This is a genomic window from Escherichia sp. E1130, assembly GCF_005781065.1.
GTDB lineage: Bacteria > Pseudomonadota > Gammaproteobacteria > Enterobacterales > Enterobacteriaceae > Escherichia.
Genome location: NZ_VATL01000012.1, coordinates 141,763 through 166,880, shown reverse-complemented (window position 1 = coordinate 166,880; position 25,118 = coordinate 141,763). Strand labels below are relative to the sequence as shown.

21 protein-coding genes are annotated in these 25,118 nt (G+C 50.7%); 12 read left to right on the top strand and 9 right to left on the bottom strand.

The annotated features are described in order from the left end of the window. Positions 1 to 85: 85 nt before the first annotated feature. From psuG to fruB, 5 genes are all read right to left on the bottom strand, one after another. A complete protein-coding gene (psuG, locus tag FEK66_RS11520) occupies positions 86 to 1,024 on the bottom strand; it encodes a pseudouridine-5'-phosphate glycosidase (protein ID WP_135494534.1) in 939 nt (312 codons plus the stop codon). Then, the gene (locus FEK66_RS11515) at positions 1,012 to 1,953 is read right to left on the bottom strand and encodes a pseudouridine kinase (protein ID WP_130217116.1); all 942 of its coding nucleotides are present in this window, start codon (positions 1,951 to 1,953) and stop codon (positions 1,012 to 1,014) included. The genes psuG and FEK66_RS11515 overlap by 13 nt, the downstream gene beginning before the upstream one ends. 422 nt (positions 1,954 to 2,375) lie before the next feature. Further along, on the bottom strand, positions 2,376 to 4,067 hold the full coding sequence (gene fruA, locus FEK66_RS11510) for a PTS fructose transporter subunit IIBC (RefSeq protein ID WP_135407386.1): 1,692 nt from the start codon (positions 4,065 to 4,067) through the stop codon (positions 2,376 to 2,378). A gap of 16 nt (positions 4,068 to 4,083) precedes the next feature. Beyond that, the gene (fruK, locus tag FEK66_RS11505) at positions 4,084 to 5,022 is read right to left on the bottom strand and encodes a 1-phosphofructokinase (protein WP_000091270.1); all 939 of its coding nucleotides are present in this window, start codon (positions 5,020 to 5,022) and stop codon (positions 4,084 to 4,086) included. Then, complete coding sequence (gene fruB / locus FEK66_RS11500) at positions 5,022 to 6,152, bottom strand: fused PTS fructose transporter subunit IIA/HPr protein (protein WP_130207094.1); 1,131 nt, start codon at positions 6,150 to 6,152, stop codon at positions 5,022 to 5,024. The genes fruK and fruB overlap by 1 nt, the downstream gene beginning before the upstream one ends. Before the next feature lie 367 nt (positions 6,153 to 6,519). Here fruB and setB point away from each other — a divergent pair, with 367 nt between their 5' ends. Continuing rightward, complete coding sequence (gene setB / locus FEK66_RS11495; protein ID WP_131162190.1) at positions 6,520 to 7,701, top strand: sugar efflux transporter SetB; 1,182 nt, start codon at positions 6,520 to 6,522, stop codon at positions 7,699 to 7,701. On the opposite strand, the gene FEK66_RS11490 is transcribed toward setB, so the two are convergent. Continuing rightward, on the bottom strand, positions 7,698 to 7,952 hold the full coding sequence (locus tag FEK66_RS11490) for a YkgJ family cysteine cluster protein (RefSeq protein WP_064526801.1): 255 nt from the start codon (positions 7,950 to 7,952) through the stop codon (positions 7,698 to 7,700). The two genes, setB and FEK66_RS11490, sit on opposite strands and share 4 nt — an antisense overlap. Before the next feature lie 154 nt (positions 7,953 to 8,106). Between FEK66_RS11490 and yeiP the strand changes: the two genes are divergently transcribed. The 10 genes from yeiP (at position 8,107) to yejF (ending at position 20,549) form a co-directional block, all read left to right on the top strand. Further along, on the top strand, positions 8,107 to 8,679 hold the full coding sequence (yeiP, locus tag FEK66_RS11485; protein WP_001136827.1) for an elongation factor P-like protein YeiP: 573 nt from the start codon (positions 8,107 to 8,109) through the stop codon (positions 8,677 to 8,679). 221 nt (positions 8,680 to 8,900) lie between these two features. Beyond that, a complete protein-coding gene (locus FEK66_RS11480; protein ID WP_135494536.1) occupies positions 8,901 to 10,367 on the top strand; it encodes a mannitol dehydrogenase family protein in 1,467 nt (488 codons plus the stop codon). A 118-nt stretch (positions 10,368 to 10,485) separates the two neighbouring features. Next, complete coding sequence (gene yeiR, locus FEK66_RS11475; protein ID WP_130260504.1) at positions 10,486 to 11,472, top strand: zinc-binding GTPase YeiR; 987 nt, start codon at positions 10,486 to 10,488, stop codon at positions 11,470 to 11,472. 38 nt (positions 11,473 to 11,510) lie between these two features. Next, the gene (gene lpxT / locus FEK66_RS11470; protein ID WP_135494538.1) at positions 11,511 to 12,215 is read left to right on the top strand and encodes a Kdo(2)-lipid A phosphotransferase; all 705 of its coding nucleotides are present in this window, start codon (positions 11,511 to 11,513) and stop codon (positions 12,213 to 12,215) included. Between the two features lie 421 nt (positions 12,216 to 12,636). Then, positions 12,637 to 13,203 carry a bifunctional murein DD-endopeptidase/murein LD-carboxypeptidase gene (gene mepS, locus FEK66_RS11465; RefSeq protein ID WP_000241011.1) on the top strand — a complete coding sequence of 189 codons (567 nt, stop codon included), beginning with the start codon at positions 12,637 to 12,639 and terminating at the stop codon, positions 13,201 to 13,203. 182 nt (positions 13,204 to 13,385) lie between these two features. Beyond that, positions 13,386 to 14,942 carry a cyclic di-GMP phosphodiesterase gene (locus FEK66_RS11460; RefSeq protein ID WP_135494540.1) on the top strand — a complete coding sequence of 519 codons (1,557 nt, stop codon included), beginning with the start codon at positions 13,386 to 13,388 and terminating at the stop codon, positions 14,940 to 14,942. 81 nt (positions 14,943 to 15,023) lie between these two features. Then, complete coding sequence (locus FEK66_RS11455; RefSeq protein WP_135494542.1) at positions 15,024 to 16,838, top strand: extracellular solute-binding protein; 1,815 nt, start codon at positions 15,024 to 15,026, stop codon at positions 16,836 to 16,838. Then, positions 16,839 to 17,933 (top strand): microcin C ABC transporter permease YejB, encoded by a 1,095-nt coding sequence (locus tag FEK66_RS11450; RefSeq protein WP_130260507.1) that lies wholly within the window; start codon positions 16,839 to 16,841, stop codon positions 17,931 to 17,933. Next, on the top strand, positions 17,933 to 18,958 hold the full coding sequence (locus tag FEK66_RS11445) for an ABC transporter permease (RefSeq protein WP_135494544.1): 1,026 nt from the start codon (positions 17,933 to 17,935) through the stop codon (positions 18,956 to 18,958). Before FEK66_RS11450 ends, FEK66_RS11445 begins: the two co-directional genes overlap by 1 nt. A 1-nt stretch (position 18,959) precedes the next feature. Next, positions 18,960 to 20,549, top strand: a complete 1,590-nt coding sequence (gene yejF / locus FEK66_RS11440; RefSeq protein WP_135494546.1) for a microcin C ABC transporter ATP-binding protein YejF — start codon at positions 18,960 to 18,962, stop codon at positions 20,547 to 20,549. Between the two features lie 3 nt (positions 20,550 to 20,552). Here the strand turns inward: yejF and FEK66_RS11435 are convergent, their stop codons facing one another. The 3 genes from FEK66_RS11435 to rsuA all read right to left on the bottom strand — a co-directional run bounded on the left by FEK66_RS11435 (position 20,553) and on the right by rsuA (position 23,143). Next, positions 20,553 to 20,897 carry a YejG family protein gene (locus FEK66_RS11435; RefSeq protein ID WP_064526789.1) on the bottom strand — a complete coding sequence of 115 codons (345 nt, stop codon included), beginning with the start codon at positions 20,895 to 20,897 and terminating at the stop codon, positions 20,553 to 20,555. 332 nt (positions 20,898 to 21,229) lie between these two features. Then, on the bottom strand, positions 21,230 to 22,420 hold the full coding sequence (gene bcr / locus FEK66_RS11425) for a multidrug efflux MFS transporter Bcr (protein ID WP_000213385.1): 1,191 nt from the start codon (positions 22,418 to 22,420) through the stop codon (positions 21,230 to 21,232). Between the two features lie 27 nt (positions 22,421 to 22,447). Continuing rightward, positions 22,448 to 23,143, bottom strand: a complete 696-nt coding sequence (rsuA, locus tag FEK66_RS11420) for a 16S rRNA pseudouridine(516) synthase RsuA (protein ID WP_130207114.1) — start codon at positions 23,141 to 23,143, stop codon at positions 22,448 to 22,450. A 149-nt stretch (positions 23,144 to 23,292) separates the two neighbouring features. Here rsuA and FEK66_RS11415 point away from each other — a divergent pair, with 149 nt between their 5' ends. Continuing rightward, positions 23,293 to 25,053, top strand: a complete 1,761-nt coding sequence (locus FEK66_RS11415; RefSeq protein ID WP_135494548.1) for a DEAD/DEAH box helicase — start codon at positions 23,293 to 23,295, stop codon at positions 25,051 to 25,053. The last annotated feature ends 65 nt before the right edge of the window (positions 25,054 to 25,118 follow it).

Here is a 25,118-nt window from a genome sequence, read left to right as displayed (position 1 = left end):
TCCCTTTATGCCAGTAAACCCGGCGCCAGCGCCAGGTTTCGGTATGTATGATCAGTACGGGCGACGGCTTTCTGCCCGTCGGAAATTAACCCGCGAGACGCTGGTATTCTTTGGCAATTTCACTCGCCAGAATGGCGTTGTTGAACACCAGCTGGATGTTGGATTTCAGGCTGTCACCGCCGGTCAGTTCAGCAACGCGCGCCAGCAAGAACGGCGTACTTTCTTTACCAATAACACCCTGCGCTTCAGCTTCAGCTACCGCCTGATCGATCGCCGCATTGATAGTGTGTTCCGGCATAGCAAACTGTTCCGGGATCGGGTTCGCTACCACGAGGCCACCGTTCAGCCCGCTTTGCCATTTCACCGCCATCGCGCGGGCAATTTCTGTGGCACTGTCGAGACGAATGCTGACGTCAAACGGGCTGGTCCGGCAGAAAAACGCAGGCAGCGCTTTGGTCTGATAGCCAATTAGAGGTACACCGAAAGTTTCTAAATATTCGGTAGTTAAGCCTAAATCGAGAATAGATTTCGCCCCGGCACAAACGACGGTGACATTGGTGTGCCCCAGTTCTTGCAAATCGGCAGAAATATCGAAGGTATGTTCCGCCCCGCGATGCACACCACCAATTCCCCCAGTGGCAAATACTTTAATTCCGGCAAGCGCCGCAATAATCATCGTTGAAGCAACGGTGGTTGCGCCATTTTTTCCGGCGGCAACAACAAAAGGTAAATCGCGACGACTAACTTTAGTCACGTTATGCCCTTCACGACCCAGCAATTCAATTTCTTCTTTGCTTAAACCCACTTTCATCACGCCGCCAATAATGGCGATAGTGGCAGGTACAGCGCCCTGTTTACGAATAGTTTCTTCCACTTCAATTGCCGTCTGGGCATTTTGTGGAAACGGCATACCGTGAGAGATAATGGTCGATTCCAGCGCAACTACTGGTTTTTTGCTTTTTAAAGCATCCTGAACTTCCGGGGAAATTTGTAATAATTCAGGGGAAATGTTTAATTCAGACATTCTGCGTTCTCCACTAACGATATAACGTTGGCAATCGATAAATTGGGGTTATTGGTGTATTCACAGGAGAGCGCCATTGACGAACATCCCTGTGCAAAACGAACAGATTCGGCAAACGGCATACCGTCGACCCAACACGAAGCAAGACCTGCCATCATGGCATCGCCCGCTCCGGTAACATTAATGACATTGGTTTTAATCGGTGCAGACCAGCCGTTTTCACCGCCGATTTCACTGTAGTAAACACCGTCTCCGCCCATACTCAGTACCAGGCGGTTCAGGCCATGTTGATGGAACCAGGCGGCAACTTTTGCGACATCTTCACGCCCTGACAACGCAATCCCGCTCAGGGTTTCTGCTTCAAGGCGGTTTGGCTTCAGGGTGTGGATCTGACTTAGACGGTCGCGCACTTTGACACATTTCCATGCCGAAACTGGATCGACAAATACAGGTACGTCGGCGGCATTATCCAGAATCCAGACCAACGCCTCTTCACTGATATTACAGTCAGCGACAATGACCTTTGCTCCCTGGATAAATTCACGGTGCTGTGCGAGATATTCCGCAGAAATACAGTTACTAATATTCATGTCATTTATAGCAACCAACATTTCACCGGTATTATCGAGCAATGATAAATAGCTCGACGTATTTTCCCCTGGCACAATCAGGCATTTCTCGACATAAACACCGGATTGATTGGTTTGCGTCAGGAGTGATTGACCATAAAAATCACTGCCTACAGCGCTAAGTAGCCAGACTTTATTCCCCAGTAACGCCAGATTTTGCGCGATATTGCGCCCTACTCCACCAGGAGTAAATTTTATTTTACCTGGATTTGAATCCGCATAATTTAATGATTCATGTGAATATCCGGCGACATCAATATTCGCCGAACCTATAATTACGACATATTCCTTTTCGCGCATAGCACATCCCCTGGTAAAAAATTACCAACTCTGTCAATCCACAAGAATATAGGTACTGCAAATAACGTTTAAACATGTGTTCGTATTTAAACATGTGCTCATAGTATGCATGTTTTACTTAAAGTAAATTGCCGCCAGATGGGCAAAATGGGCAGATTTGAACAGGCTCACAAAACGCTATTAAATGCATGGATTAAAAAAACGGAGAATTTGTGACGGGATGCACAGAACGGAAGCAATAAAAAAGGGCAGAAATTAATCTGCCCTTGAGGAAATAATGTTAATGTTTGATGAAGATTTCAGGTTTCAACTTAAAGATAAAATAGATAAATTCATAGAGTTACCCTCAAGAACGGGTCAATCACCTTGCGATCTTCACATGATACAGGGCAGGAAATTTCTGCCCTGTAACACACCTTTTATTACGCTGCTTTCGCTACCGCGTCCACTTCCGGACGTTTCAGGAAGGCATAAGCCAAACCCGCCACCAGCGTACCGGCAATAATTGCCAGCAGGTAACCCAGTACCGGCGTAATTGCGCCCGGGATCAGCAGCACAAACAGACCACCGTGCGGTGCCATCAGTTTCGCACCAATCGCCATAGAGATTGCACCAGTCAACGCCCCACCAACGATACAGCACGGCAGCACACGCATCGGATCACGGGCAGCAAACGGAATTGCACCTTCGGAAATAAAGCACAGTCCCAGTACCAGAGCTGCTTTGCCGCCTTCCTGCTGCGCTTTGTCGAATTTGCGACGTGCCACCATCGTTGCCAGCCCCATTGCCAGCGGTGGCACCATACCTGCCGCCATAATCGCTGCCATTGGGCCATAGGTTTGGGTACTCAGCAGACCCACACCGAACGCGTATGCCGCTTTGTTAACCGGGCCCCCCATGTCAGTACACATCATGCCGCCAAGGATCGCGCCCAGCAGAACCGCATTCGCAGTCCCCATCGTTTGCAGCCAGTGAGTCAGAGCTTCGAGGATGCCAGCAACCGGTTTACCGATCAGGTAGATCATCGCCAGACCAACCACCAGACTGGAAATCAGCGGAATGATCAGGATCGGTTTCAGCGCCTCCATACTCTGCGGCAGTTTCAATTGCGTACTGATTAACTTCGCAATGTAACCAGCCAGGAAGCCCGCAATAATACCGCCAATGAAACCAGAACCAGTGCTGACCGCCAGCATACCGCCAATCAGGCCAGGCGTGAGACCCGGACGGTCGGCAATAGAGAAGGCAATATAACCTGCCAGTACCGGCACCATCAGCGCAAAGGCTGAACCGCCACCAATCTGCATCAGCGCCGCTGCCAACGTACCCGGCTCTTTAAACGCTTCGATACCAAAAGCAAAAGAAAGCGCGATACACAGACCGCCAGCAACCACCATCGGCAACATGTAGGAAACGCCCGTCAGCAAGTGACGATACGCGCCTGCACTCTCTTTCTTGCCTTCAGTCGCCGCCGTTTGAGCTTTGCCTGCTGGTTCGTAAGGCGTCGCTTCAGCAACGGCTTTATCCAGTTCCTGCGCGGTTTTCTTCAGCGCCAAACCGGTAGAGGTGCGATACATCGGTTTACCAGCAAATTTCGCCAGATCGACTTCAATATCTGCCGCCACAATCACCAGATCCGCCGCTGCCACTTCTTCAGGGGTGATGGCATTACCCGCGCCTACAGAGCCACGAGTTTCAACTTTCACCCACCAGCCACGTTTTTTCGCTTCGGTTTCAATGGCTTCTGCCGCCATAAAAGTGTGCGCCACCCCAGTCGGGCAAGCAGTCACCGCAACTACGCGTTTCGGACCACTGGCAGCAACCGGTGCTGTCGCAGCGACCGGCGCAGTGTAAGGTTTCGCATGGCCTTTGGCTTCACTCAGGAACAGCTCAGGGTGCGCAACTGCCCGGGAAATATCGCCCAGCCAGACATTTTTACCGTTCAGCGCGCTGTCGTTCGGGATGGAATCACCGAGAACAATCGCCATTTCAGCGTCGTTCGGATTGTCGATGATTTCCAGTTTTGCTTTTCGCGCCGCCGCGCCCAGCAGGGTCTTCGCCATATAGGCGCGTGCCTGACCGAGATTAGCGTCAATAATCAGCAGCGTTTTCATTATGCCTCTCCTGCTGTCAGTTAAAAGGTTGTAAGTCGACGCGCGCCATCATTGCGGCCAACTGCGGACGATCGGTAATACCCACATTGCTTTGACTTACCGCCAGGGCAGCAACAGCTGTCGCCAGACGCAGAGTGTGTTCACTGGATTCACGCATCAGCAAGCCATAAATCAGGCCACCAACCATAGAATCCCCTGCGCCAACGGTGCTTACGACATCGACTGACGGTGGTTTGGCGATCCATTCGCCGGAGGCATTAACCCAAAGCGCGCCTTCGGCACCCAGTGAAATAACGACATGCGCGATACCTTGTTCACGCAGCGCATGCGCAGCTTCAATCACATCTTTCATTTCAGGCAGTTTACGGCCAGCCCAGATTTCCAGCTCGCGGCGGTTAGGTTTCACCAGCCACGGTGCCGCTTTCAAACCTGCCACTAACGCTTCACGACTACTATCAAAGATAATGCAAGGACACTGACTACGCAGGCGAGTCATCCAGTCGGTGAAGGCTTCCGGGCTGACGCCTGATGGTAAACTGCCGCTGACACAGACCATATCGAACTGACCAAGCCAACTCAGAGAATCCGTCACAAAGCGTTCCCAGTCGGCTGGAGTGACTTCAAAACCCGAGAAGTTGAGGTCGGTCACTTCGCCGTCTTTTTCCGTCAACTTGACATTAATACGGGTGCGCCCCTGTACAACCTGGAAACGGTTGGCAATGCCCAGCTCGCTGAACAATTGCTGAAACCCATCCTGGTTATCTTTACCGAGGAAGCCGCCAACAGTGACATCAATACCCAGATCTTTCAGAACTTTGGCAACGTTGATACCTTTACCCGCCGCATGCAGACCGGTGGTTTTTACCAGGTTCACTTCGCCGCGTTCAATTTCCGGGCAGAAACCAACAAGGTCATAAGCCGGATTAAGGGTGATCGTAGCAACACGTCTGCTCATTACGCGCCCTCCCCAAGACCTGCGGCGATGGCGTCGCCAATGGCGTTCAGCGCCTGTTCAGCATCTGGTCCCTGGGCGGTAAAGCGTAGGCGATGACCTTTCTTAACGCCAAGTGCTACAACTTTCATCAGACTACGTCCGTTTGCCGGTTTGCCGGTGCCATCAAGGTTTGTCACGGTAATATCACTGTTAAATTGTTTAATGGTATTGACCAACATGGTGCCTGGACGGGCATGCAGGCCGTGTTCATTGCGCACCACAAACTCCGCGCTTAACACGTCGTCGGTCGGCGCATCATCGCTGGTCAGCAGTGCCAGCAGCGTTGCCGCATCTGCTTTCAGCAAGCGGTCAGCTTTATTGTCGAGCAGCAAATCGGCGAGACGCTTAAGAACCGCGACGGGCTGATCGTCATTCATCGCCACACTCACCAGCATGGCAGCCGTTTCGCCGTCCACATCAAAAGCATTTGCCGCACGGCTTACCGCAATCGCGCTACGCAGATTACCTTCGGCGCTATCGCTCAGCCAGATGCCTTGCCCGAGATTTAATGGCTGCTCGTTGATGGCTTTGGTGACGAAGGTAGCGTCAACTGCGCCCGCTTCTTTCAGACGAGCGGCGTTTAACGCTTGCAGGGTCAGCAAATCACTGGCAACGATATCCAGTGTCAGCATTTCGTTATCAAGCTTCAGCTGCTCACTCTGCTTTTCGCCCATCAGCAATGCGCGAAGTTCTTCTGCTGTTGTTGCTGACTTCAGTTGTTCAGCAACGGAATCATCGCTCAGTACATGGGTTAGTTGGCGCAGCAAGCCCAGATGTTCATCGGAGCTGGCGGCAATACCGATAGCCACGTACGCGACTTGACCTTCACCCCATGTCACACCTTCCGGGAACTGAAATACCTGAACGCCGGTTTTCAGTACCTGATCGCGGGTGTCGGTAGTACCGTGTGGAATAGCAATCCCGTTGCCGAGAAAGGTTGAGGTTTGCTGTTCGCGCGCCAGCATGCCATTGACGTAGCCTTCCGCTACATTACCGGCTTGCACCAGCGCCGCGGCGACCTTGCGAATAGCCTCTTCTTTGTCTCCGGCCTTCTCGCCCGGATGGATGTCCTGTACGGATAACTGGAACATAGTTCTCCTCTCTTGCTGAATTGAAACGATTCAGCTTCTATGAGAAAAAAAGCGCCAACCTGGCTTAGGATTAAAGACAAGATCGCGCTGAAACGTTTCAATCAAGAATAATACTTCTTCTTCAGCACGCAAGGGAAGCCGCTAAATTATGTCCAAAAGTTTGATGTGCTGCACATTTTTTTGCCAAAAATCTGAAATGCTGACAGTGAAATTAGCCATCAGCATTAGCATTTCGGCGGCGTCAGCTGAGGATCAGCAAGAGTGAAATGCCATTTTGATTATTCGTAGCGAGTTTGATTTCACTGACTGTTTATTTTCTGACAGGCAGCGTAAACTCCGCGTCTTCATCTTTCACTGATCGACCAGCATGCATAACTCCCCCGCAGTTTCCAGCGCGAAATCGTTTGACCTGACGTCAGCGGCGTTTTTAATTGTTGCCTTTCTCACCGGTATTGCAGGTGCCCTGCAAACCCCGACGCTAAGTATTTTCCTCACTGATGAAGTGCACGCGCGCCCGGCGATGGTGGGATTCTTCTTTACCGGCAGCGCCGTTATCGGAATTCTGGTCAGTCAGTTTCTCGCCGGACGCTCTGATAAACGCGGCGATCGTAAATCGCTGATTGTCTTTTGCTGCCTGTTAGGCATGCTGGCCTGTACCCTTTTTGCCTGGAATCGCAACTACTTTGTTTTGTTATTCGTGGGCGTTTTTTTAAGCAGCTTTGGTTCTACCGCCAACCCGCAAATGTTTGCTCTTGCTCGTGAACATGCCGACAAAACCGGGCGTGAAGCGGTGATGTTCAGCTCTTTTTTACGCGCCCAGGTATCGTTAGCGTGGGTCATTGGCCCGCCGCTGGCGTATGCCTTAGCGATGGGATTCAGCTTTACGGTAATGTATCTCAGCGCGGCGGTGGCGTTTATTGTTTGCGGCGTGATGGTGTGGCTGTTTTTACCGTCGATGCAAAAAGAGCTTCCGTTGGCGACCGGCACGGTTGAAGCGCCGCGCCGTAACCGTCGCGATACGCTGTTGCTGTTTGTCATTTGTACATTGATGTGGGGCTCGAACAGCCTGTACATCATCAACATGCCGCTATTTATTATCAACGAACTGCATCTTCCTGAGAAACTGGCCGGTGTGATGATGGGGACCGCCGCCGGGCTGGAAATCCCGACCATGTTGATTGCCGGATATTTTGCCAAACGTCTGGGTAAGCGTTTCTTAATGCGCGTTGCTGCCGTGGGTGGCGTCTGTTTTTACGCAGGAATGCTGATGGCGCATTCACCTGCCATTCTGTTGGGCTTGCAGCTGCTGAATGCTATTTTTATCGGCATTCTGGGCGGTATCGGGATGCTCTATTTCCAGGACCTGATGCCCGGTCAGGCAGGTTCAGCCACCACGCTCTATACCAATACGTCGCGCGTGGGCTGGATCATCGCTGGTTCAGTGGCGGGCATCGTCGCCGAGATCTGGAATTATCACGCGGTGTTCTGGTTTGCGATGGTGATGGTTATCGCCACCCTGTTTTGCTTGCTGCGGATTAAAGATGTTTAAGGCGCGGTCAACATTTCCAGATCGATAAGCCAGGTCATGGCCTGCTGACGCGTGTTACCGCACATTTCAGCACTGGCCTGCAAGCCTGCGCAAACTTTCGGCCGTAGTGGAGATGTGAAAATTTTACAGCGTTGCTGTTCATCAAGCTGAATGCAGGGCGTATTGGCGGGCTTGCCATCTGGCATACCGGGAATAGGACTGGAGATTGAGGGGGCGGTGCAACACGCCCCGCAACCCGGACGGCATTCCATACGTTGTTCTCTTAAGGTTAACCACCGGATTGAGGAGCGCGCACATTACCACCTTTTTGGCACCAGCAAAAGTGCGAATACCACTTGCCTGAAAGGCCCGTCGCGAGTAGTTTGTCGCGATATTTTTGACATTTTCGACAACAGGAATTTTTCGATGCCAAGAGCGAACGAAATTAAAAAAGGTATGGTACTGAATTACAACGGCAAACTGCTGCTGGTTAAGGACATTGATATTCAGTCGCCTACCGCCCGCGGTGCCGCTACGCTGTACAAAATGCGTTTTTCAGACGTCCGTACCGGGCTGAAAGTGGAAGAACGCTTTAAAGGCGATGATATCGTTGATACCGTGACGCTGACCCGCCGCTACGTTGACTTCTCCTACGTCGATGGCAACGAATATGTCTTTATGGATAAAGAAGACTATACCCCGTATACCTTCACCAAAGATCAGATTGAAGAAGAACTGCTGTTTATGCCGGAAGGCGGCATGCCAGACATGCAGGTTCTGACCTGGGACGGTCAACTGCTGGCGCTTGAACTGCCGCAGACCGTTGATCTGGAAATCGTTGAAACCGCTCCTGGCATCAAAGGCGCTTCTGCCAGTGCCCGTAACAAACCGGCGACCTTGAGCACCGGACTGGTGATTCAGGTACCAGAATACTTAAGCCCGGGCGAAAAAATTCGTATCCATATCGAAGAACGCCGTTATATGGGGCGTGCTGACTAACTTCAGCCACATTCAGAAAAGGGACAGCTCAGACTGTCCCTTTTTAATTTATTATACCAATCCTTCATTTTGCGCCTCCTGAACACCTTTCGCCTGCAATATTCACTTGTAAATTGATCGTCCTCACACTTCATCGCATTAACAATCCAGACCAATTTCAATTGCTGTCATATAACTTTACACTAGCGTTGTTAATCAATCGTTACTAAGACGTGACTTCTATGAACACAATTGCCTCCACTACGTTCCCGCCTCACATTCACACTCCACGTTACGATCGCCAGCAATTGAAATCCCGTATCGTTCATTTTGGCTTTGGAGCCTTTCACCGCGCACATCAGGCGTTACTGACCGACCGTGTGCTGAATGCCCAGAGCAGCGATTGGGGGATCTGTGAAATCAGTTTGTTCAGCGGCGATCGGCTAATGAGCCAACTTCGCGAACAGGATCATTTATATACCGTGTTGGAGAAAGGCGCAGACGGCAATCAGGCGATTATTGTCGGGGCCGTTCATGAATGCCTGAATGCAAAACTGGATTCCTTAGCGGCGATTATTGAGAAGTTTTGCGAACCGCAGGTGGCAATTGTGTCCCTGACCATTACCGAAAAAGGTTATTGTATCGACCCGGCCACCGGTGCACTTGATACCAATAATTCGCGGATTATTCATGACTTACAAAGCCCGGAAGAACCTCACTCCGCGCCAGGCATTCTTGTCGAAGCGCTGAAACGCCGTCGTGAACGTGGCCTTGCGCCGTTTACCGTACTTTCCTGCGATAATATTCCCGACAATGGTCATGTGGTGAAAAATGCGGTGCTGGGGATGGCTGAAAAACGCTCTCCAGAACTTGCCGAGTGGATAAAAGAACACGTCAGCTTTCCGGGAACCATGGTCGACCGCATTGTCCCGGCAGCAACGGAAGAATCACTGGCAGAAATTAGCCAATATCTGGGCGTGAATGATCCCTGTGCAATTAGCTGCGAGCCGTTTATCCAGTGGGTGGTAGAAGATAACTTCGTCGCAGGGCGCCCAGCCTGGGAAATCGCAGGTGTACAAATGGTGGATGATGTCCTGCCGTGGGAAGAGATGAAACTGCGCATGCTTAATGGCAGCCACTCTTTTCTCGCTTATCTGGGCTACCTGGCTGGATTCGCCCATATTAGTGATTGCATGCAGGACCGCGCATTTCGCCATGCCGCCAGAACATTAATGCTGGAGGAGCAAGCGCCAACGCTACGGATTAAAGATGTCGATTTAACATACTATGCGGATACGTTAATTGAACGTTTTGCCAATCCAGCGCTGAAACATAGGACCTGGCAAATCGCGATGGATGGCAGTCAAAAATTACCGCAACGCATGTTGGCAGGGATTCGCATCCATCTGGCGCGCAAAACGGACTGGTCGTTGCTGGCATTAGGCGTTGCTGGCTGGATGCGTTACGTCAGCGGCGTTGATGATGCCGGAAATGCCATTGATGTTCGCGATCCGCTTAGCGATAAAATTCGCGAACTTGTTGCGGGCAGCAGTAGTGAACAACGCGTCACCACCCTGCTTTCCCTGCGTGAAGTGTTCGGTGATGATCTGCCAGATAACCCGCATTTTGTGCAGGCCATCGAACAAGCCTGGCAACAAATCACGCAGTTCGGCGCGCATCAGGCGCTATTAAACACCCTCAAAATTTAACGATTTCTGCGGTTAAAGCGGATGGAGCATCGCTTCGTCCGCCCTCTCTCTTCTCTTTTCCGCCTTTTTTAGCCAGGATTAACGCACAGTTAACTCATCTGATTATTGCGGAGCCGTTGTGACCAGGACCAACCTCATCACCGGTTTTCTCGGCAGCGGGAAAACAACCTCTATTCTTCATCTGCTAGCCCACAAAGATCCCAACGAAAAATGGGCGGTTCTGGTTAATGAATTTGGGGAAGTCGGAATTGATGGTGCTTTGCTCGCTGATAGCGGCGCATTGCTGAAAGAGATCCCCGGCGGCTGCATGTGCTGCGTTAATGGTTTACCCATGCAGGTAGGGTTGAATACCTTACTGCGCCAGGGAAAACCAGACCGCTTGCTGATAGAGCCGACCGGACTGGGTCATCCGAAACAGATCCTCGATCTGTTAACCGCGCCGGTCTATGAACCGTGGATCGATCTGCGCGCCACGTTGTGCATTCTCGATCCGCGCCTGCTGCTGGACGAAAAAAGCGTCGGTAATGAAAACTTCCGTGATCAACTGGCTGCCGCAGACATCATTGTCGCCAATAAATCCGACCGTGCTACGCCAGAAAGCGAGCAAGCGTTACAACGCTGGTGGCAACAAAACGGTGGCGAACGGCAATTAATTCACAGCGATCATGGGCAAATTGAAGGTCATCTTCTGGATTTACCTCGTCGAAATTTAACTGAGTTACCCGCCAGCGCTGCCCATTCGCATCAACATAACGAGAAAAAAGGATTAGCGGCATTAAGCCTGCCAGAGCATCAACGCTGGCGTCGCAGTCTGAATAGCGGACAAGGACACCAGGCCTGCGGTTGGATATTCGACGCTGATACCGTGTTCGACACCATTGGCATTCTGGAATGGGCGCGACTTGCGCCGGTCGGACGCGTAAAAGGCGTGATGCGGATACCAGAAGGTCTTGTGCGCATCAACCGTCAGGGCGATGACCTGCACATTGAAACGCAAAACGTTGCACCACCAGATAGCCGCATTGAGCTGATTTCCAGCAGCGAAACTGACTGGAACGCCTTACAGAGCGCGCTGTTGAAGCTTCGTTTAGCGACCAACGCGTAAGGTTGCCTGCGTTTTTCAGTAAGATAATTAGAGAAAATATGATCAAAAATTTGCCGCAAATAGTGCTGTTAAATATTGTCGGCCTCGCGCTGTTTCTTTCCTGGTACATTCCCGTCAATCATGGATTCTGGTTGCCAATTGACGCGGATATTTTTTATTTTTTTAATCAGAAACTGGTCGAAAGCAAGACTCTTTTATGGCTGGTTGCGTTGACTAATAATCGCGCCTTCGACGGTTGTTCACTGCTGGCGATGGGAATACTGATGCTGAGTTTCTGGCTGAAAGAAAACGCACCCGGCAGACGGCGTATTGTGATTATTTGTCTGGTCATGCTGTTAACCGCAGTGGTATTAAACCAGTTGGGCCAGGCATTTATTCCGGTAAAACGGGCCAGTCCGACATTGACCTTTACAGATATTAACCGCGTCAGCGAACTGCTATCTGTTCCAACGAAAGATGCCTCACGAGATAGTTTTCCCGGCGATCATGGCATGATGCTGCTTATTTTTTCCGCTTTTATGTGGCGATATTTCGGAAAAGTCGCAGGAGTAATCGCCCTTATTATATTTGTGGTTTTTGCATTTCCCAGAGTGATGATTGGCGCACATTGGTTTACCGATATCATTGTCGGTTCCATGACGGTGATATTGATTGGGTTGCCCTGGTGGCTAATGACACCTTTAAGTGATCAATTAATCGCCTTTTTTGACAAATCACTGCCTGGAAAAAATAAACATTCATAAAACAAATAACTCACAGTAATTAACATCATCAGGTTTATTTTCATAGTAGGGATAATCCTGATGATGTGCGACTTTGCTCTCGTTCATTAAGTGAAATGATCATTCTCTAAGCAAATGAATGGATTGCGCATCTTTTAGACAACAGTGCTTTAATTGACCATTCCCGTTTATTAACTTTCTGTATCACTTTTTCTTATAAAAAATCATGTAAAACCGCTCGCCAAGACCGCGTCAATCGGGTAATCTCGAACACGTTTTGCCTCGGCGGTAGATTATCCTCACAGCATATAATTTTGTGCGTTAGTCCACAGATTTGGCCTTAAGGAATTGTTTCAACGTGCCCAGGTAATTAGTCTCGTGTCGCTTGGCATTTTTTTATAACGATATTTGTCGTTAAGGACTTCAAGGGAAAACAAACAACATGGTCAAATCTCAACCGATTTTGAGATATATCTTGCGCGGGATTCCCGCGATTGCAGTAGCGGTTCTGCTTTCTGCATGTAGTGCAAATAACACCGCAAAGAATATGCATCCTGAGACACGTGCAGTGGGTAGTGAAACATCATCACTGCAAGCTTCTCAGGATGAATTTGAAAATCTGGTTCGTAATGTCGACGTAAAATCGCGAATTATGGATCAGTATGCTGACTGGAAAGGCGTACGTTATCGTCTGGGTGGCAGCACTAAAAAAGGTATCGATTGTTCTGGTTTCGTACAGCGTACATTCCGCGAACAATTTGGCTTAGAACTTCCTCGTTCAACTTATGAACAGCAGGAAATGGGCAAGTCAGTTTCCCGCAGTAATTTGCGTACAGGTGACTTAGTTCTGTTCCGTGCTGGTTCAACTGGACGCCATGTCGGTATTTATATCGGCAACAATCAGTTCGTTCATGCTTCCACCAGCAGTGGTGTTATTATTTCCAGCATGAATGAGCCGTACTGGAAAAAGCGTTACAACGAAGCACGTCGGGTTCTTAGCCGCAGCTAATAAACCGTTTGGATGCAATCCCTTGGCTATCTTGACGAGTTAACTGAAGGCACTGCTTAAGCAGTGCTTTTTTGTTTTCATTCATCATAGAAAATGATGTTTCCGTGCCTTGAACCAGGCTATAGTCCCGTCATTCTCTTCCACTTCAGCGTTGTCGTAATCTCGGGAATATTAACGGAACCATGTTCATACGCGCTCCCTCTTCCGGACGTAAGATCCTGCTTACCTGCATTATTGCGGGCGTGATGATTGCAATACTGGTCAGCTGTCTTCAGTTTTTGGTTGCCTGGCATAAACACGAAGTCAAATACGACACACTGATTACCGACGTACAAAAGTATCTCGATACCTACTTCGCCGACCTGAAATTAACCACTGACCGCCTACAGCCGCTCACCTTAGATACCTGTCAGCAGGCTAACCCTGAACTAACTGCCCGCGCGGCGTTTAGCATGAATGTTCGCACATTTGTGCTGGTGAAGGATAAAAAGAGCTTTTGTTCATCAGCAACGGGGGAGATGGATATACCGCTCAATGAGTTGATCCCGGCGCTCGATATTAACAAAGACGTCGATATGGCGATGTTGCCTGGCACGCCAATGGTGCCCAACAAACCCGCTATCGTCATCTGGTATCGCAACCCTTTATTGAAAAATAGCGGCGTTTTTGCAGCATTAAACCTGCACCTGACGCCATATCTTCTCTATAGCTCTCGTCAGCAAGATTTCGACGGGATCGCACTCATTATTGGCGATACCGTGCTTTCGACATTTTCGTCGCATTTGATGAACGTCCGTGAGTTATCCGGCAAACCCGTACGCGAAACCAAAATAACAGGCATTCCGCTGACTGTGCGTCTTTATGCTGATGACTGGACATGGAACGATGTGTGGTATGCGTTTTTACTGGGCGGTATGAGTGGAACTGTCGTTGGCCTGCTCTGCTATTACCTGATGAGTGTGCGTATGCGCCCTGGCAGAGAAATTATGGCTGCTATCAAACGTGAGCAATTTTACCTGGTGTATCAACCGGTGGTTGATACACCAACGCTGCGGGTCACGGGCCTGGAAGTGCTGCTACGCTGGCGTCATCCTGTTGCAGGTGAAATCCCGCCGGATGCCTTCATTCAATATGCCGAATCGCAAAAGATGATCGTGCCGCTGACCCAGCATCTGTTTGAGCTTATAGCCCGTGATGCGGCTGAATTACAAAACGTACTGCCGGTGGGCATAAAGTTTGGCATTAATATCGCACCGGAACATCTGCACAGCGAGAGCTTTAAAGCGGATATACATCGGCTGCTCGCCTCCCTACCCGCGCACCATTTCCAGATTGTACTGGAGATAACCGAGCGCGATATGCTGAAAGAGCATGAGGCCACAAAACTGTTCGCCTGGCTGCACTCTGTCGGCGTGGAAATTGCTATTGATGACTTCGGCACCGGACACAGTGCGCTTATCTATCTGGAACGCTTCACGCTCGAGTATCTGAAAATTGACCGTGGGTTTATCAATGCTATAGGTACGGAAACGGTCACATCTCCGGTGCTTGACGCGGTGCTCACGCTGGCGAAACGTCTCAATATGCTGACGGTTGCTGAAGGTGTCGAAACACCGGAACAGGCGCGCTGGCTACGTGAGCACGGTGTTAATTTCCTGCAAGGCTATTGGATTAGCCGTCCCTTACCGATAGATGATTTTGTCCGCTGGCTGGAGAAACCGCATACGCCGCAGTGGTAAGGTGTGCTTGTGTCCCTTATTATTCATAGTTGAAGCATGCCGGATTGCGGCTAATGATGAGTAAAAGGAAATCCGTTGCAGATGATTGTGCGCATACTGCTGCTGTTTATCACCCTGTTCACCTTCGGTGCGCAGGCGCAAGCTATCAAGGAAAGCTATGCCTTTGCGGTGCTGGGGGAACCCCGGTATGCTTTTAATTTCAACCATTTTGATTATGTGAATCCTGCTGCGCCGAAGGGCGGGCAAATAACGTTATCCTCCATTGGTACCTTCGATAATTTTAACCGCTATGCACTACGCGGAAACCCCGGCGCACGCACCGAGCAACTGTACGACACGCTATTTACCACTTCCGATGACGAACCCGGCAGTTATTACCCGCTGATTGCCGAAAGCGCACGCTATGCTGACGATTATTCATGGGTAGAAGTCGCTATCAATCCGCGCGCCCGTTTTCATGATGGTTCGCCGATTACCGCGCGCGACGTTGAGTTTACTTTTCAAAAATTTATGACCGAGGGCGTGCCGCAGTTTCGCCTGGTATACAAAGGCACAACGGTCAAAGCCATAGCGCCATTAACCGTGCGTATTGAATTAGCCAAACCAGGCAAAGAAGATATGCTGAGTCTGTTTTCGCTGCCGGTATTTCCAGAAAAGTACTGGAAGGATCATAAACTTAGCGACCCGCTCTCTACGCCTCCGCTGGCCAGTGGTCCGTACCGCATTACATCCTGGAAAATGGGCCAGAATATTGTTTATTCTCGCGTTAAAGATTACTGGGCGGCCGATTTACCGGTAAATCGTGGTCGCTGGAATTTCGATACCATTCGCTATGATTATTACCTCGATGATAATGTCGCCTTTGAAGCGTTTAAATCCGGTGCCTTTGATTTGCGTATGGAAAACGACGCCAAAAACTGGGCTACGCGCTATACCGGTAAGAATTTCGATAAAAAATACATTATCAAAGATGAGCAAAAGAACGAATCAGCCCAGGATACGCGCTGGCTGGCGTTTAATATTCAACGACCGGTATTCAGCGATCGCCGGGTCCGGGAAGCCATCACCCTCGCCTTTGACTTTGAATGGATGAATAAGGCGTTGTTTTACAATGCCTGGAGTCGCACGAACAGTTATTTTCAGAATACCGAATACGCGGCCAGAAATTACCCCGACGCCGCTGAGCTGGTGCTTCTGGCGCCAATGAAAAAAGATCTACCGCCAGAAGTGTTCACGCAAATCTACCAGCCACCAGTGTCCAAAGGCGATGGCTACGACCGTGACAACCTGTTAAAAGCCGACAAACTTCTCAACGATGCAGGCTGGGTGCTGAAAGGTCAGCAACGCGTTAATGCCACCACAGGCCAGCCACTCAGCTTTGAATTATTGCTTCCTGCAAGCAGCAATAGTCAGTGGGTATTGCCGTTCCAACATAGCCTGCAACGGCTGGGTATCAACATGGACATTCGCAAGGTGGATAACTCGCAAATCACCAACCGAATGCGCAGCCGCGACTATGACATGATGCCGCGCGTGTGGCGGGCGATGCCGTGGCCCAGTTCCGATTTACAGATTTCCTGGTCATCGGAATATATCAACTCCACTTATAATGCCCCCGGCGTGCAAAGCCCGGTTATCGACTCGCTAATTAACCAAATTATTGCCGCCCAGGGAAATAAAGAAAAATTACTGCCTCTGGGGCGCGCCCTGGATCGCGTATTAACGTGGAATTATTACATGTTGCCGATGTGGTACATGGCGGAAGACCGTCTCGCCTGGTGGGATAAATTCTCCCAGCCAGCCGTGCGCCCCATCTATAGCCTCGGTATCGATACCTGGTGGTATGACGTCAATAAAGCGGCCAAACTGCCGTCCGCCAGCAAACAGGGAGAGTAGATGGGCGCTTACCTGATTCGCCGTCTGTTGCTGGTGATCCCAACATTATGGGCGATTATCACCATCAATTTTTTCATCGTGCAAATTGCGCCTGGCGGCCCCGTCGACCAGGCTATCGCCGCCATTGAGTTTGGTAATGCCGGAGTATTACCCGGCGCAGGCGGCGAAGGCGTTCGTGCCAGCCATGCGCAAACGGGCGTCGGCAATATCAGCGACAGTAACTACCGCGGCGGACGCGGGTTAGATCCCGAAGTGATCGCTGAGATCACCCATCGCTACGGTTTCGATAAGCCGATCCACGAACGTTACTTCAAAATGCTTTGGGACTACATTCGCTTTGATTTTGGCGACAGCCTGTTTCGCAGCGCCTCGGTGCTGGCGCTGATTAAAGACAGTCTGCCTGTTTCCATCACCCTCGGATTGTGGAGCACGCTGATTATCTATCTGGTGTCGATTCCGCTGGGTATTCGCAAAGCCGTTTATAACGGCAGCCGCTTTGATGTCTGGAGCAGCGCATTTATCATCATCGGCTACGCCATTCCAGCCTTTTTGTTCGCCATCCTGCTGATTGTCTTCTTCGCGGGCGGCAGCTATTTCGACCTGTTCCCTCTACGCGGCCTGGTTTCCGCTAACTTTGATTCGCTGCCGTGGTATCAGAAAATCACGGATTATCTGTGGCATATCACGCTGCCGGTGCTGGCGACGGTGATTGGCGGCTTTGCGGCGCTGACCATGCTGACAAAAAACTCATTCCTTGATGAAGTGCGTAAGCAATACGTGGTGACCGCGCGTGCGAAAGGGGTAAGCGAAAAAAATATTCTCTGGAAACATGTGTTCCGCAACGCCATGCTGCTGGTGATTGCCGGTTTTCCGGCAACGTTTATCAGCATGTTTTTTACCGGCTCGCTGCTGATTGAGGTGATGTTTTCGCTCAATGGCCTCGGTTTACTGGGCTACGAAGCGACCGTCTCGCGCGATTATCCGGTGATGTTTGGCACCCTGTACATTTTCACCCTGATTGGCCTGCTGCTGAATATTGTCAGTGATATCAGCTATACGCTGGTCGATCCTCGTATTGATTTTGAGGGACGCTAATGTCGCGACTCAGCCCCGTCAATCAGGCCCGTTGGGCACGTTTTCGTCATAATCGCCGCGGCTACTGGTCGTTATGGATTTTCCTCATCTTGTTTGGTTTGAGTTTGTGTTCTGAACTGATCGCCAACGATAAGCCATTGCTGGTACGTTATGACGGCAGCTGGTATTTCCCGTTGCTGAAAAACTACAGTGAGAGTGATTTTGGCGGCCCGCTGGCAAGTCAGGCTGATTATCAGGACCCGTGGCTGAAACAACGGCTGGAAGATAAAGGCTGGGTACTGTGGGCGCCGATTCGCTTTGGCGCTACCAGTATCAACTTTTCCACTGACAAGCCCTTCCCCTCCCCACCTTCCTGGCAAAACTGGCTGGGAACGGATGCCAACGGTGGCGATGTGCTGGCGCGCATTCTGTATGGCACGCGGATCTCGGTTCTGTTTGGTCTGATGTTGACACTCTGCTCCAGTGTAATGGGCGTGCTGGCGGGGGCGCTGCAAGGCTATTACGGTGGGAAAGTGGATCTCTGGGGGCAACGCTTTATTGAAGTATGGTCGGGGATGCCGACGCTGTTTTTGCTTATTTTACTTTCCAGCGTCGTACAGCCTAACTTCTGGTGGCTGCTGGCAATTACTGTCTTATTTGGCTGGATGAGTCTGGTCGGCGTGGTACGGGCTGAGTTTTTACGTACCCGTAATTTCGACTACATCCGCGCAGCGCAGGCGCTTGGCGTCAGCGATCGCAGTATCATCCTGCGTCATATGTTGCCGAATGCCATGGTCGCTACTCTCACCTTTTTACCGTTTATTTTATGTAGTTCGATAACCACCCTGACCTCGCTCGATTTCCTCGGCTTCGGTCTGCCGCTCGGTTCACCATCACTCGGCGAACTGCTGCTACAAGGGAAAAATAACCTTCAGGCTCCGTGGCTTGGGATCACTGCCTTCTTGTCGGTGGCGATATTGTTGTCTTTGCTGATCTTTATTGGTGAAGCCGTCCGCGACGCATTTGATCCTAATAAGGCGGTGTAACATGACGCAAACTCTGTTAGCGATTGAAAATTTGTCGGTGGGTTTTCGCCATCAGCAAACTGTTCGTACCGTAGTGAATGATGTTTCACTACACATTGAGGCTGGCGAAACGCTGGCGCTGGTGGGTGAGTCAGGTTCTGGCAAAAGCGTTACCGCGCTGTCAATTTTACGTCTGCTCCCTTCCCCGCCGGTTGAATATCTCTCTGGCGATATCCGTTTTCATGGAGAATCGCTGCTTCATGCTAGCGAGCAAACATTGCGTGGCGTACGCGGTAATAAGATTGCCATGATTTTCCAGGAACCGATGGTGTCGTTAAACCCATTGCATACACTGGAAAAGCAGCTTTATGAAGTGCTTTCACTCCACCGCGGAATGCGTCGGGAAGCGGCTCGTGGCGAAATTCTTAACTGCCTTGATCGCGTCGGTATCCGCCAAGCGGCAAAGCGGCTGACAGATTACCCGCATCAGCTCTCCGGCGGTGAACGCCAGCGGGTGATGATTGCGATGGCGCTGTTAACGCGACCGGAATTATTAATTGCCGATGAACCAACCACCGCACTGGACGTCTCTGTCCAGGCGCAGATTTTGCAGCTGTTGCGCGAACTGCAAGGCGAGCTGAATATGGGGATGCTGTTTATTACTCATAACCTCAGTATTGTCAGAAAACTGGCCCACCGCGTGGCGGTAATGCAAAATGGTCGCTGTGTGGAGCAAAATAACGCCGTTACGCTCTTTGCCTCCCCTGAACATCCTTACACGCAAAAACTACTCAACAGTGAACCGTCAGGCGACCCGGTGCCGTTGCCAGAACCGGCCTCAACGTTGCTTGATGTTGAACAGCTTCAGGTTGCCTTCCCCATTCGCAAAGGGCTACTGAAACGTGTCGTCGATCATAACGTGGTCGTCAAAAACATCAGTTTTACGCTGCAAGCGGGTGAAACGCTGGGCTTAGTAGGCGAGTCTGGTTCCGGTAAAAGCACAACGGGGCTGGCGCTACTGCGGTTGATTAACTCTCAGGGCAACATCGTTTTTGACGGTCAGCCATTACAAAATTTAACTCGTCGCCAGCTATTGCCCATTCGCCATCGCATTCAGGTGGTATTTCAGGATCCAAACTCCTCGCTCAACCCACGACTCAACGTGTTGCAGATTATTGAGGAAGGGTTACGGGTTCACCAGCCGACGCTCTCTGCCGTGCAACGCGAAGAACAAGTGATAGCCGTGATGCATGAAGTGGGGTTAGATCCTGAAACGCGCCACCGTTATCCGGCGGAATTCTCTGGTGGTCAGCGGCAACGTATTGCGATTGCCAGGGCATTGATTCTTAAGCCTTCGCTGATCATTCTTGATGAACCGACATCATCGCTCGACAAAACGGTACAAGCGCAAATATTGACGCTATTGAAATCATTGCAACAAAAGCATCAACTGGCCTATTTGTTTATCAGCCATGATTTGCACGTTGTCCGCGCGTTGTGTCATCAGGTTATCGTGCTGCGACAGGGAGAAGTGGTGGAACAAGGACCGTGCGCGCGCGTGTTTGCCGCACCGCAGCAGGAGTATACGCGTCAGCTACTGGCGTTGAGCTGACGCTTAAAATGGATTGTAGTTTGAGAAAGGTTCGGCAATGGCCACACCAAAATTTTTCAGTCGACACGTCGCCGCAAACTCGTCCTGACGATTCACAAACAGACATGGCTCACCTTCGCACTCGAGAACAGAGCACGGAACTTCAATATCGCTTAATGCCTGGCTGAGTTTGTACATCACCGACCATGCGTTATCGCCATCCGGGCTAAGTAATTTAAGCGCCACCAGGCTGTTGTCGCCGCACTGTCCATTTTGCGGAATCGGTTCAACTTTCGAACCTGCGAAACCTGCAGACCAACGATAGTTCTGCGGCAGTCGATGGACGATTGAGAGTTGTAATGAAGTCACTTATTTTCCCCGGAAGCACATTTACTTCACAATTTATTTACATTAATTTTAACACATCATCAACAATCTGTCCTTCAACAGATCGTAAAGATTGATGCCTCGCCTGCGTGGCCGCTATTGTTCTGATTTAAATGATATCTGCGGGCGTGGTCACGTTTGCGGGGCTATATGTACCCGTTTCTGCGATCTAACTCAACCTTTTTAACTACAATGATGTGACTTTTTACATAAATTGAGTTTACATAAAATAAACATATATCGGGGGAATGATAGATTTGCGGTTGACATGCATCAACAAAGGAAGCCTTTTAGCTTCCCCGTTGTGCAATAGATCACCGTTTTTTCGGTCGACTGGCGTAAAGACAGAAGAGAATGGAACTGGTCGCACAGAAAGCAATGGACCAGATCATTGGCCATGCAGAGTTAAACGTCGCCAGCGAAAGCAGTGCGCCAACAATGGCGCCAATACCAAAACGGAAGGTTCCTGCCAGCGACGACGCAGTTCCCGCCATATGGGGGAACTCATCCAGAATGACCGCCATCGCGTTAGAAGACACCATCGATACGCAGCCCACAAACGCCGCAACGCCAACCACCAGCGACCAGAATCCCAGCCCCAGTAGCGCGCTGATAACCATCCACGCCGCCATAATAAATTGTATCCACAATCCCGAGCGGAACATATTTAACGCGCCAATACGGCGAACGAAGCGGCTGTTAAAGATGGTCATCACGAACAGGAAAACAATGTTTAGCGCAAAGTAATAACCAAAGTTTTCCGGCGCAACGTGGTTGATTTCAATGTAGACAAACGGTCCGGCGCTTAAGAACGAGAACATCCCGGCAAAGCTGAAACCACTGGCCAGCATATAACTCAGGACACGCTTATGGCGGAACAGCGCAGCAAAGTTACCGATAGTGGTACGAATGTGGAACGGTTGGCGACGCTCCGGCGGTAACGTTTCTTTGATCAGGAAGAAGATCATTGCCGAAGCCAGAATTGCCGCCACAGCGAGGATCCAGAAGATGTAATGCCAGCTCAACCACACCAGCACCCAACCGCCAACAATCGGTGCCATCAACGGTGCAATGGTGGTCACCAGCATGACAAACGACATCATCCGCGAGAACTCTTCTTTCGGGTAGATATCGCGCATCAAAGCGTTGATAACCACGCTGGCCGCAGCCGCCGCCAGACCGTGGAAGAAACGCATCACAATCAGCTGATCGATGGTTTGCGCCAGCGCGCACGCCACCGCCGCCGCGGCAAACACCAGCGTACCACCGAGGACAACCGGCTTGCGCCCGAAGCTATCCGCCATCGGCCCGTAGATTAACTGCCCCAACGCAAAACCCAGAATATAAGTACTCAGGGTCATCTGCGTGCTGCCCGCTGGCACACCAAACTGCGCTGAAATCACTGGCAGCGCGGGCAGATACATATCAATCGACAGCGGCATTAACATGGCCAAAAGGCCAAGGATAAAGACAATAGCAAACGACGAATGCTGTCGAGTGGTCACAACGGGCTCCTGAATAAAATGAAAGTGTTAACCGACGCTGGCAATTTCTTCTGCAGTTAATGGACGATATTCACCTGGGGCTAAATCTTCATCCAGAGTAATACCGCCAATGCGTTCACGATGCAGCTCAACCACGTGGTTACCCACGGCGGCGAACATGCGTTTCACCTGATGATAACGCCCTTCACTGATGGTCAGACGGACCTGCGTAGGGGTAATCACTTCCAGCACCGCTGGCTTAGTGAGATCTTTTTCGTTATGCAGCTGTACGCCTTTAGCAAATTGCTCTGCCGTATCGTCAGCTACGGGTGATTCAAGCGTCACCAGATATGTCTTCTCGCAATGATGACGCGGAGAAGTAATGCGATGCGACCACTGACCGTCGTCAGTCATCAGCACCAGACCGGTGGTATCAATATCCAACCGCCCCGCCGCGTGCAGTTTCCACGCCACAGGTTCATCCAGAAAATAGAGCACCGTTGGGTGATCCGGGTCATCAGTTGAGCAAACATAGCCCTGTGGCTTGTTGAGCATGAAATAACGCGGGCCGTGTTGCTGCGCCAGCGGATTGCCGTCATAAGCTACATCGTGCTCAGGGAGCAGTTTGAACGCTGCATTGCGGACGATTTCGCCATCGACGGTGACACGATTGCCGCGGATTTCACGCCCGGCAATAGCACGGCTAACACCGAGTTGCTGTGCGATAAATTTATCAAGTCGCATGTGTGTGATTTTGCCTGTAAAAAACGGAGGTCGGGCATAGACCCGAAAATCAGAACTGTTGTCTGCCCAGTATAGCGGTCTAATAACTTCCCTCAAGGGAAAAAGATCCGTGGCATACTATTAGTAGATTAATCTACCTACGCTAAACCATGATTTTTACACTTCGTCCATACCAGCAAGAAGCCGTGGATGCCACGCTCAACCATTTTCGTCGTCATAAAACCCCTGCCGTTATCGTGCTGCCTACCGGAGCAGGTAAAAGCCTGGTGATTGCCGAACTGGCACGGCTGGCGCGTGGTCGAGTTCTGGTGCTGGCACACGTCAAAGAACTGGTGGCGCAGAACCATGCTAAATACCAGGCGTTGGGGCTGGAAGCCGATATTTTTGCCGCCGGGCTAAAACGCAAGGAGAGCCACGGTAAAGTGGTATTTGGCAGCGTGCAATCGGTCGCCCGTAATCTTGATGCCTTTCAGGGTGAATTTTCGCTGTTGATTGTCGATGAATGCCACCGTATTGGTGACGACGAAGAGAGCCAGTATCAGCAAATCCTCACTCACCTGACAAAAGTGAATCCCCACTTACGCCTGCTGGGGCTGACTGCCACGCCCTTTCGGCTGGGCAAAGGCTGGATTTACCAGTTTCATTATCACGGCATGGTACGCGGCGATGAGAAAGCCCTTTTCCGTGACTGCATTTATGAGCTACCGCTGCGTTATATGATTAAACACGGCTATCTGACGCCACCAGAACGGCTGGATATGCCGGTAGTGCAATACGATTTCAGCCGCTTGCAGGCACAGAGTAACGGGCTGTTCAGCGAAGCTGATCTCAACCGCGAGCTGAAAAAACAGCAACGCATTACACCGCACATCATCAGCCAGATTATGGAGTTCGCCGAAAAACGTAAAGGGGTGATGATTTTCGCCGCGACGGTTGAACACGCAAAAGAGATTGTCGGTTTGCTACCCGCAGAAGATGCTGCACTGATTACTGGCGACACGCCCGGCGCTGAGCGCGATGTATTAATTGAAGATTTTAAAGCCCAACGTTTTCGCTATCTGGTCAATGTTGCGGTGCTGACCACCGGATTTGACGCCCCGCACGTCGATCTTATCGCCATTCTGCGCCCTACCGAATCAGTGAGTCTTTACCAACAAATTGTCGGGCGCGGTCTGCGTCTGGCGCCGGGTAAAACAGATTGCTTAATTCTCGATTATGCGGGCAATCCTCATGACCTCTACACACCGGAAGTTGGTACACCGAAAGGCAAAAGTGACAACGTCCCGGTGCAGGTTTTCTGCCCTGCCTGTGGCTTTGCCAACACCTTTTGGGGCAAAACTACCGCCGATGGGACATTGATTGAACACTTTGGTCGCCGCTGTCAGGGATGGTTTGAAGATGACGACGGCCATCGCGAACAGTGTGACTTCCGTTTCCGTTTTAAAAATTGTCCGCAATGTAACGCGGAAAACGATATTGCCGCCCGCCGTTGCCGCGAATGTGACACCATTCTGGTTGACCCGGATGATATGTTAAAAGCGGCGCTACGACTGAAAGACGCGCTGGTATTACGCTGTAGCGGCATGTCTTTGCAGCATGGGCACGACGAGAAAGGCGAATGGTTGAAAATCACCTATTACGATGAAGACGGCGCTGATGTGAGTGAGCGTTTCCGTCTGCAAACGCCCGCCCAGCGTACTGCCTTCGAGCAGCTTTTTATCCGCCCACATACGCGTACACCGGGCATCCCTATACGCTGGATCACCGCTGCCGATATCCTCGCCCAACAAGCCTTATTGCGCCATCCGGATTTTGTCGTCGCACGAATGAAAGGCCAGTACTGGCAGGTGCGTGAAAAAATATTCGATTACGAAGGTCGTTTTCGGCGGGCGCACGAATTACGCGGTTAATGGTAGTTTTGATTGATGTATAAGGCGATTGAGTATAGAATCTCGCCCGCTTTTGCATACGCAAA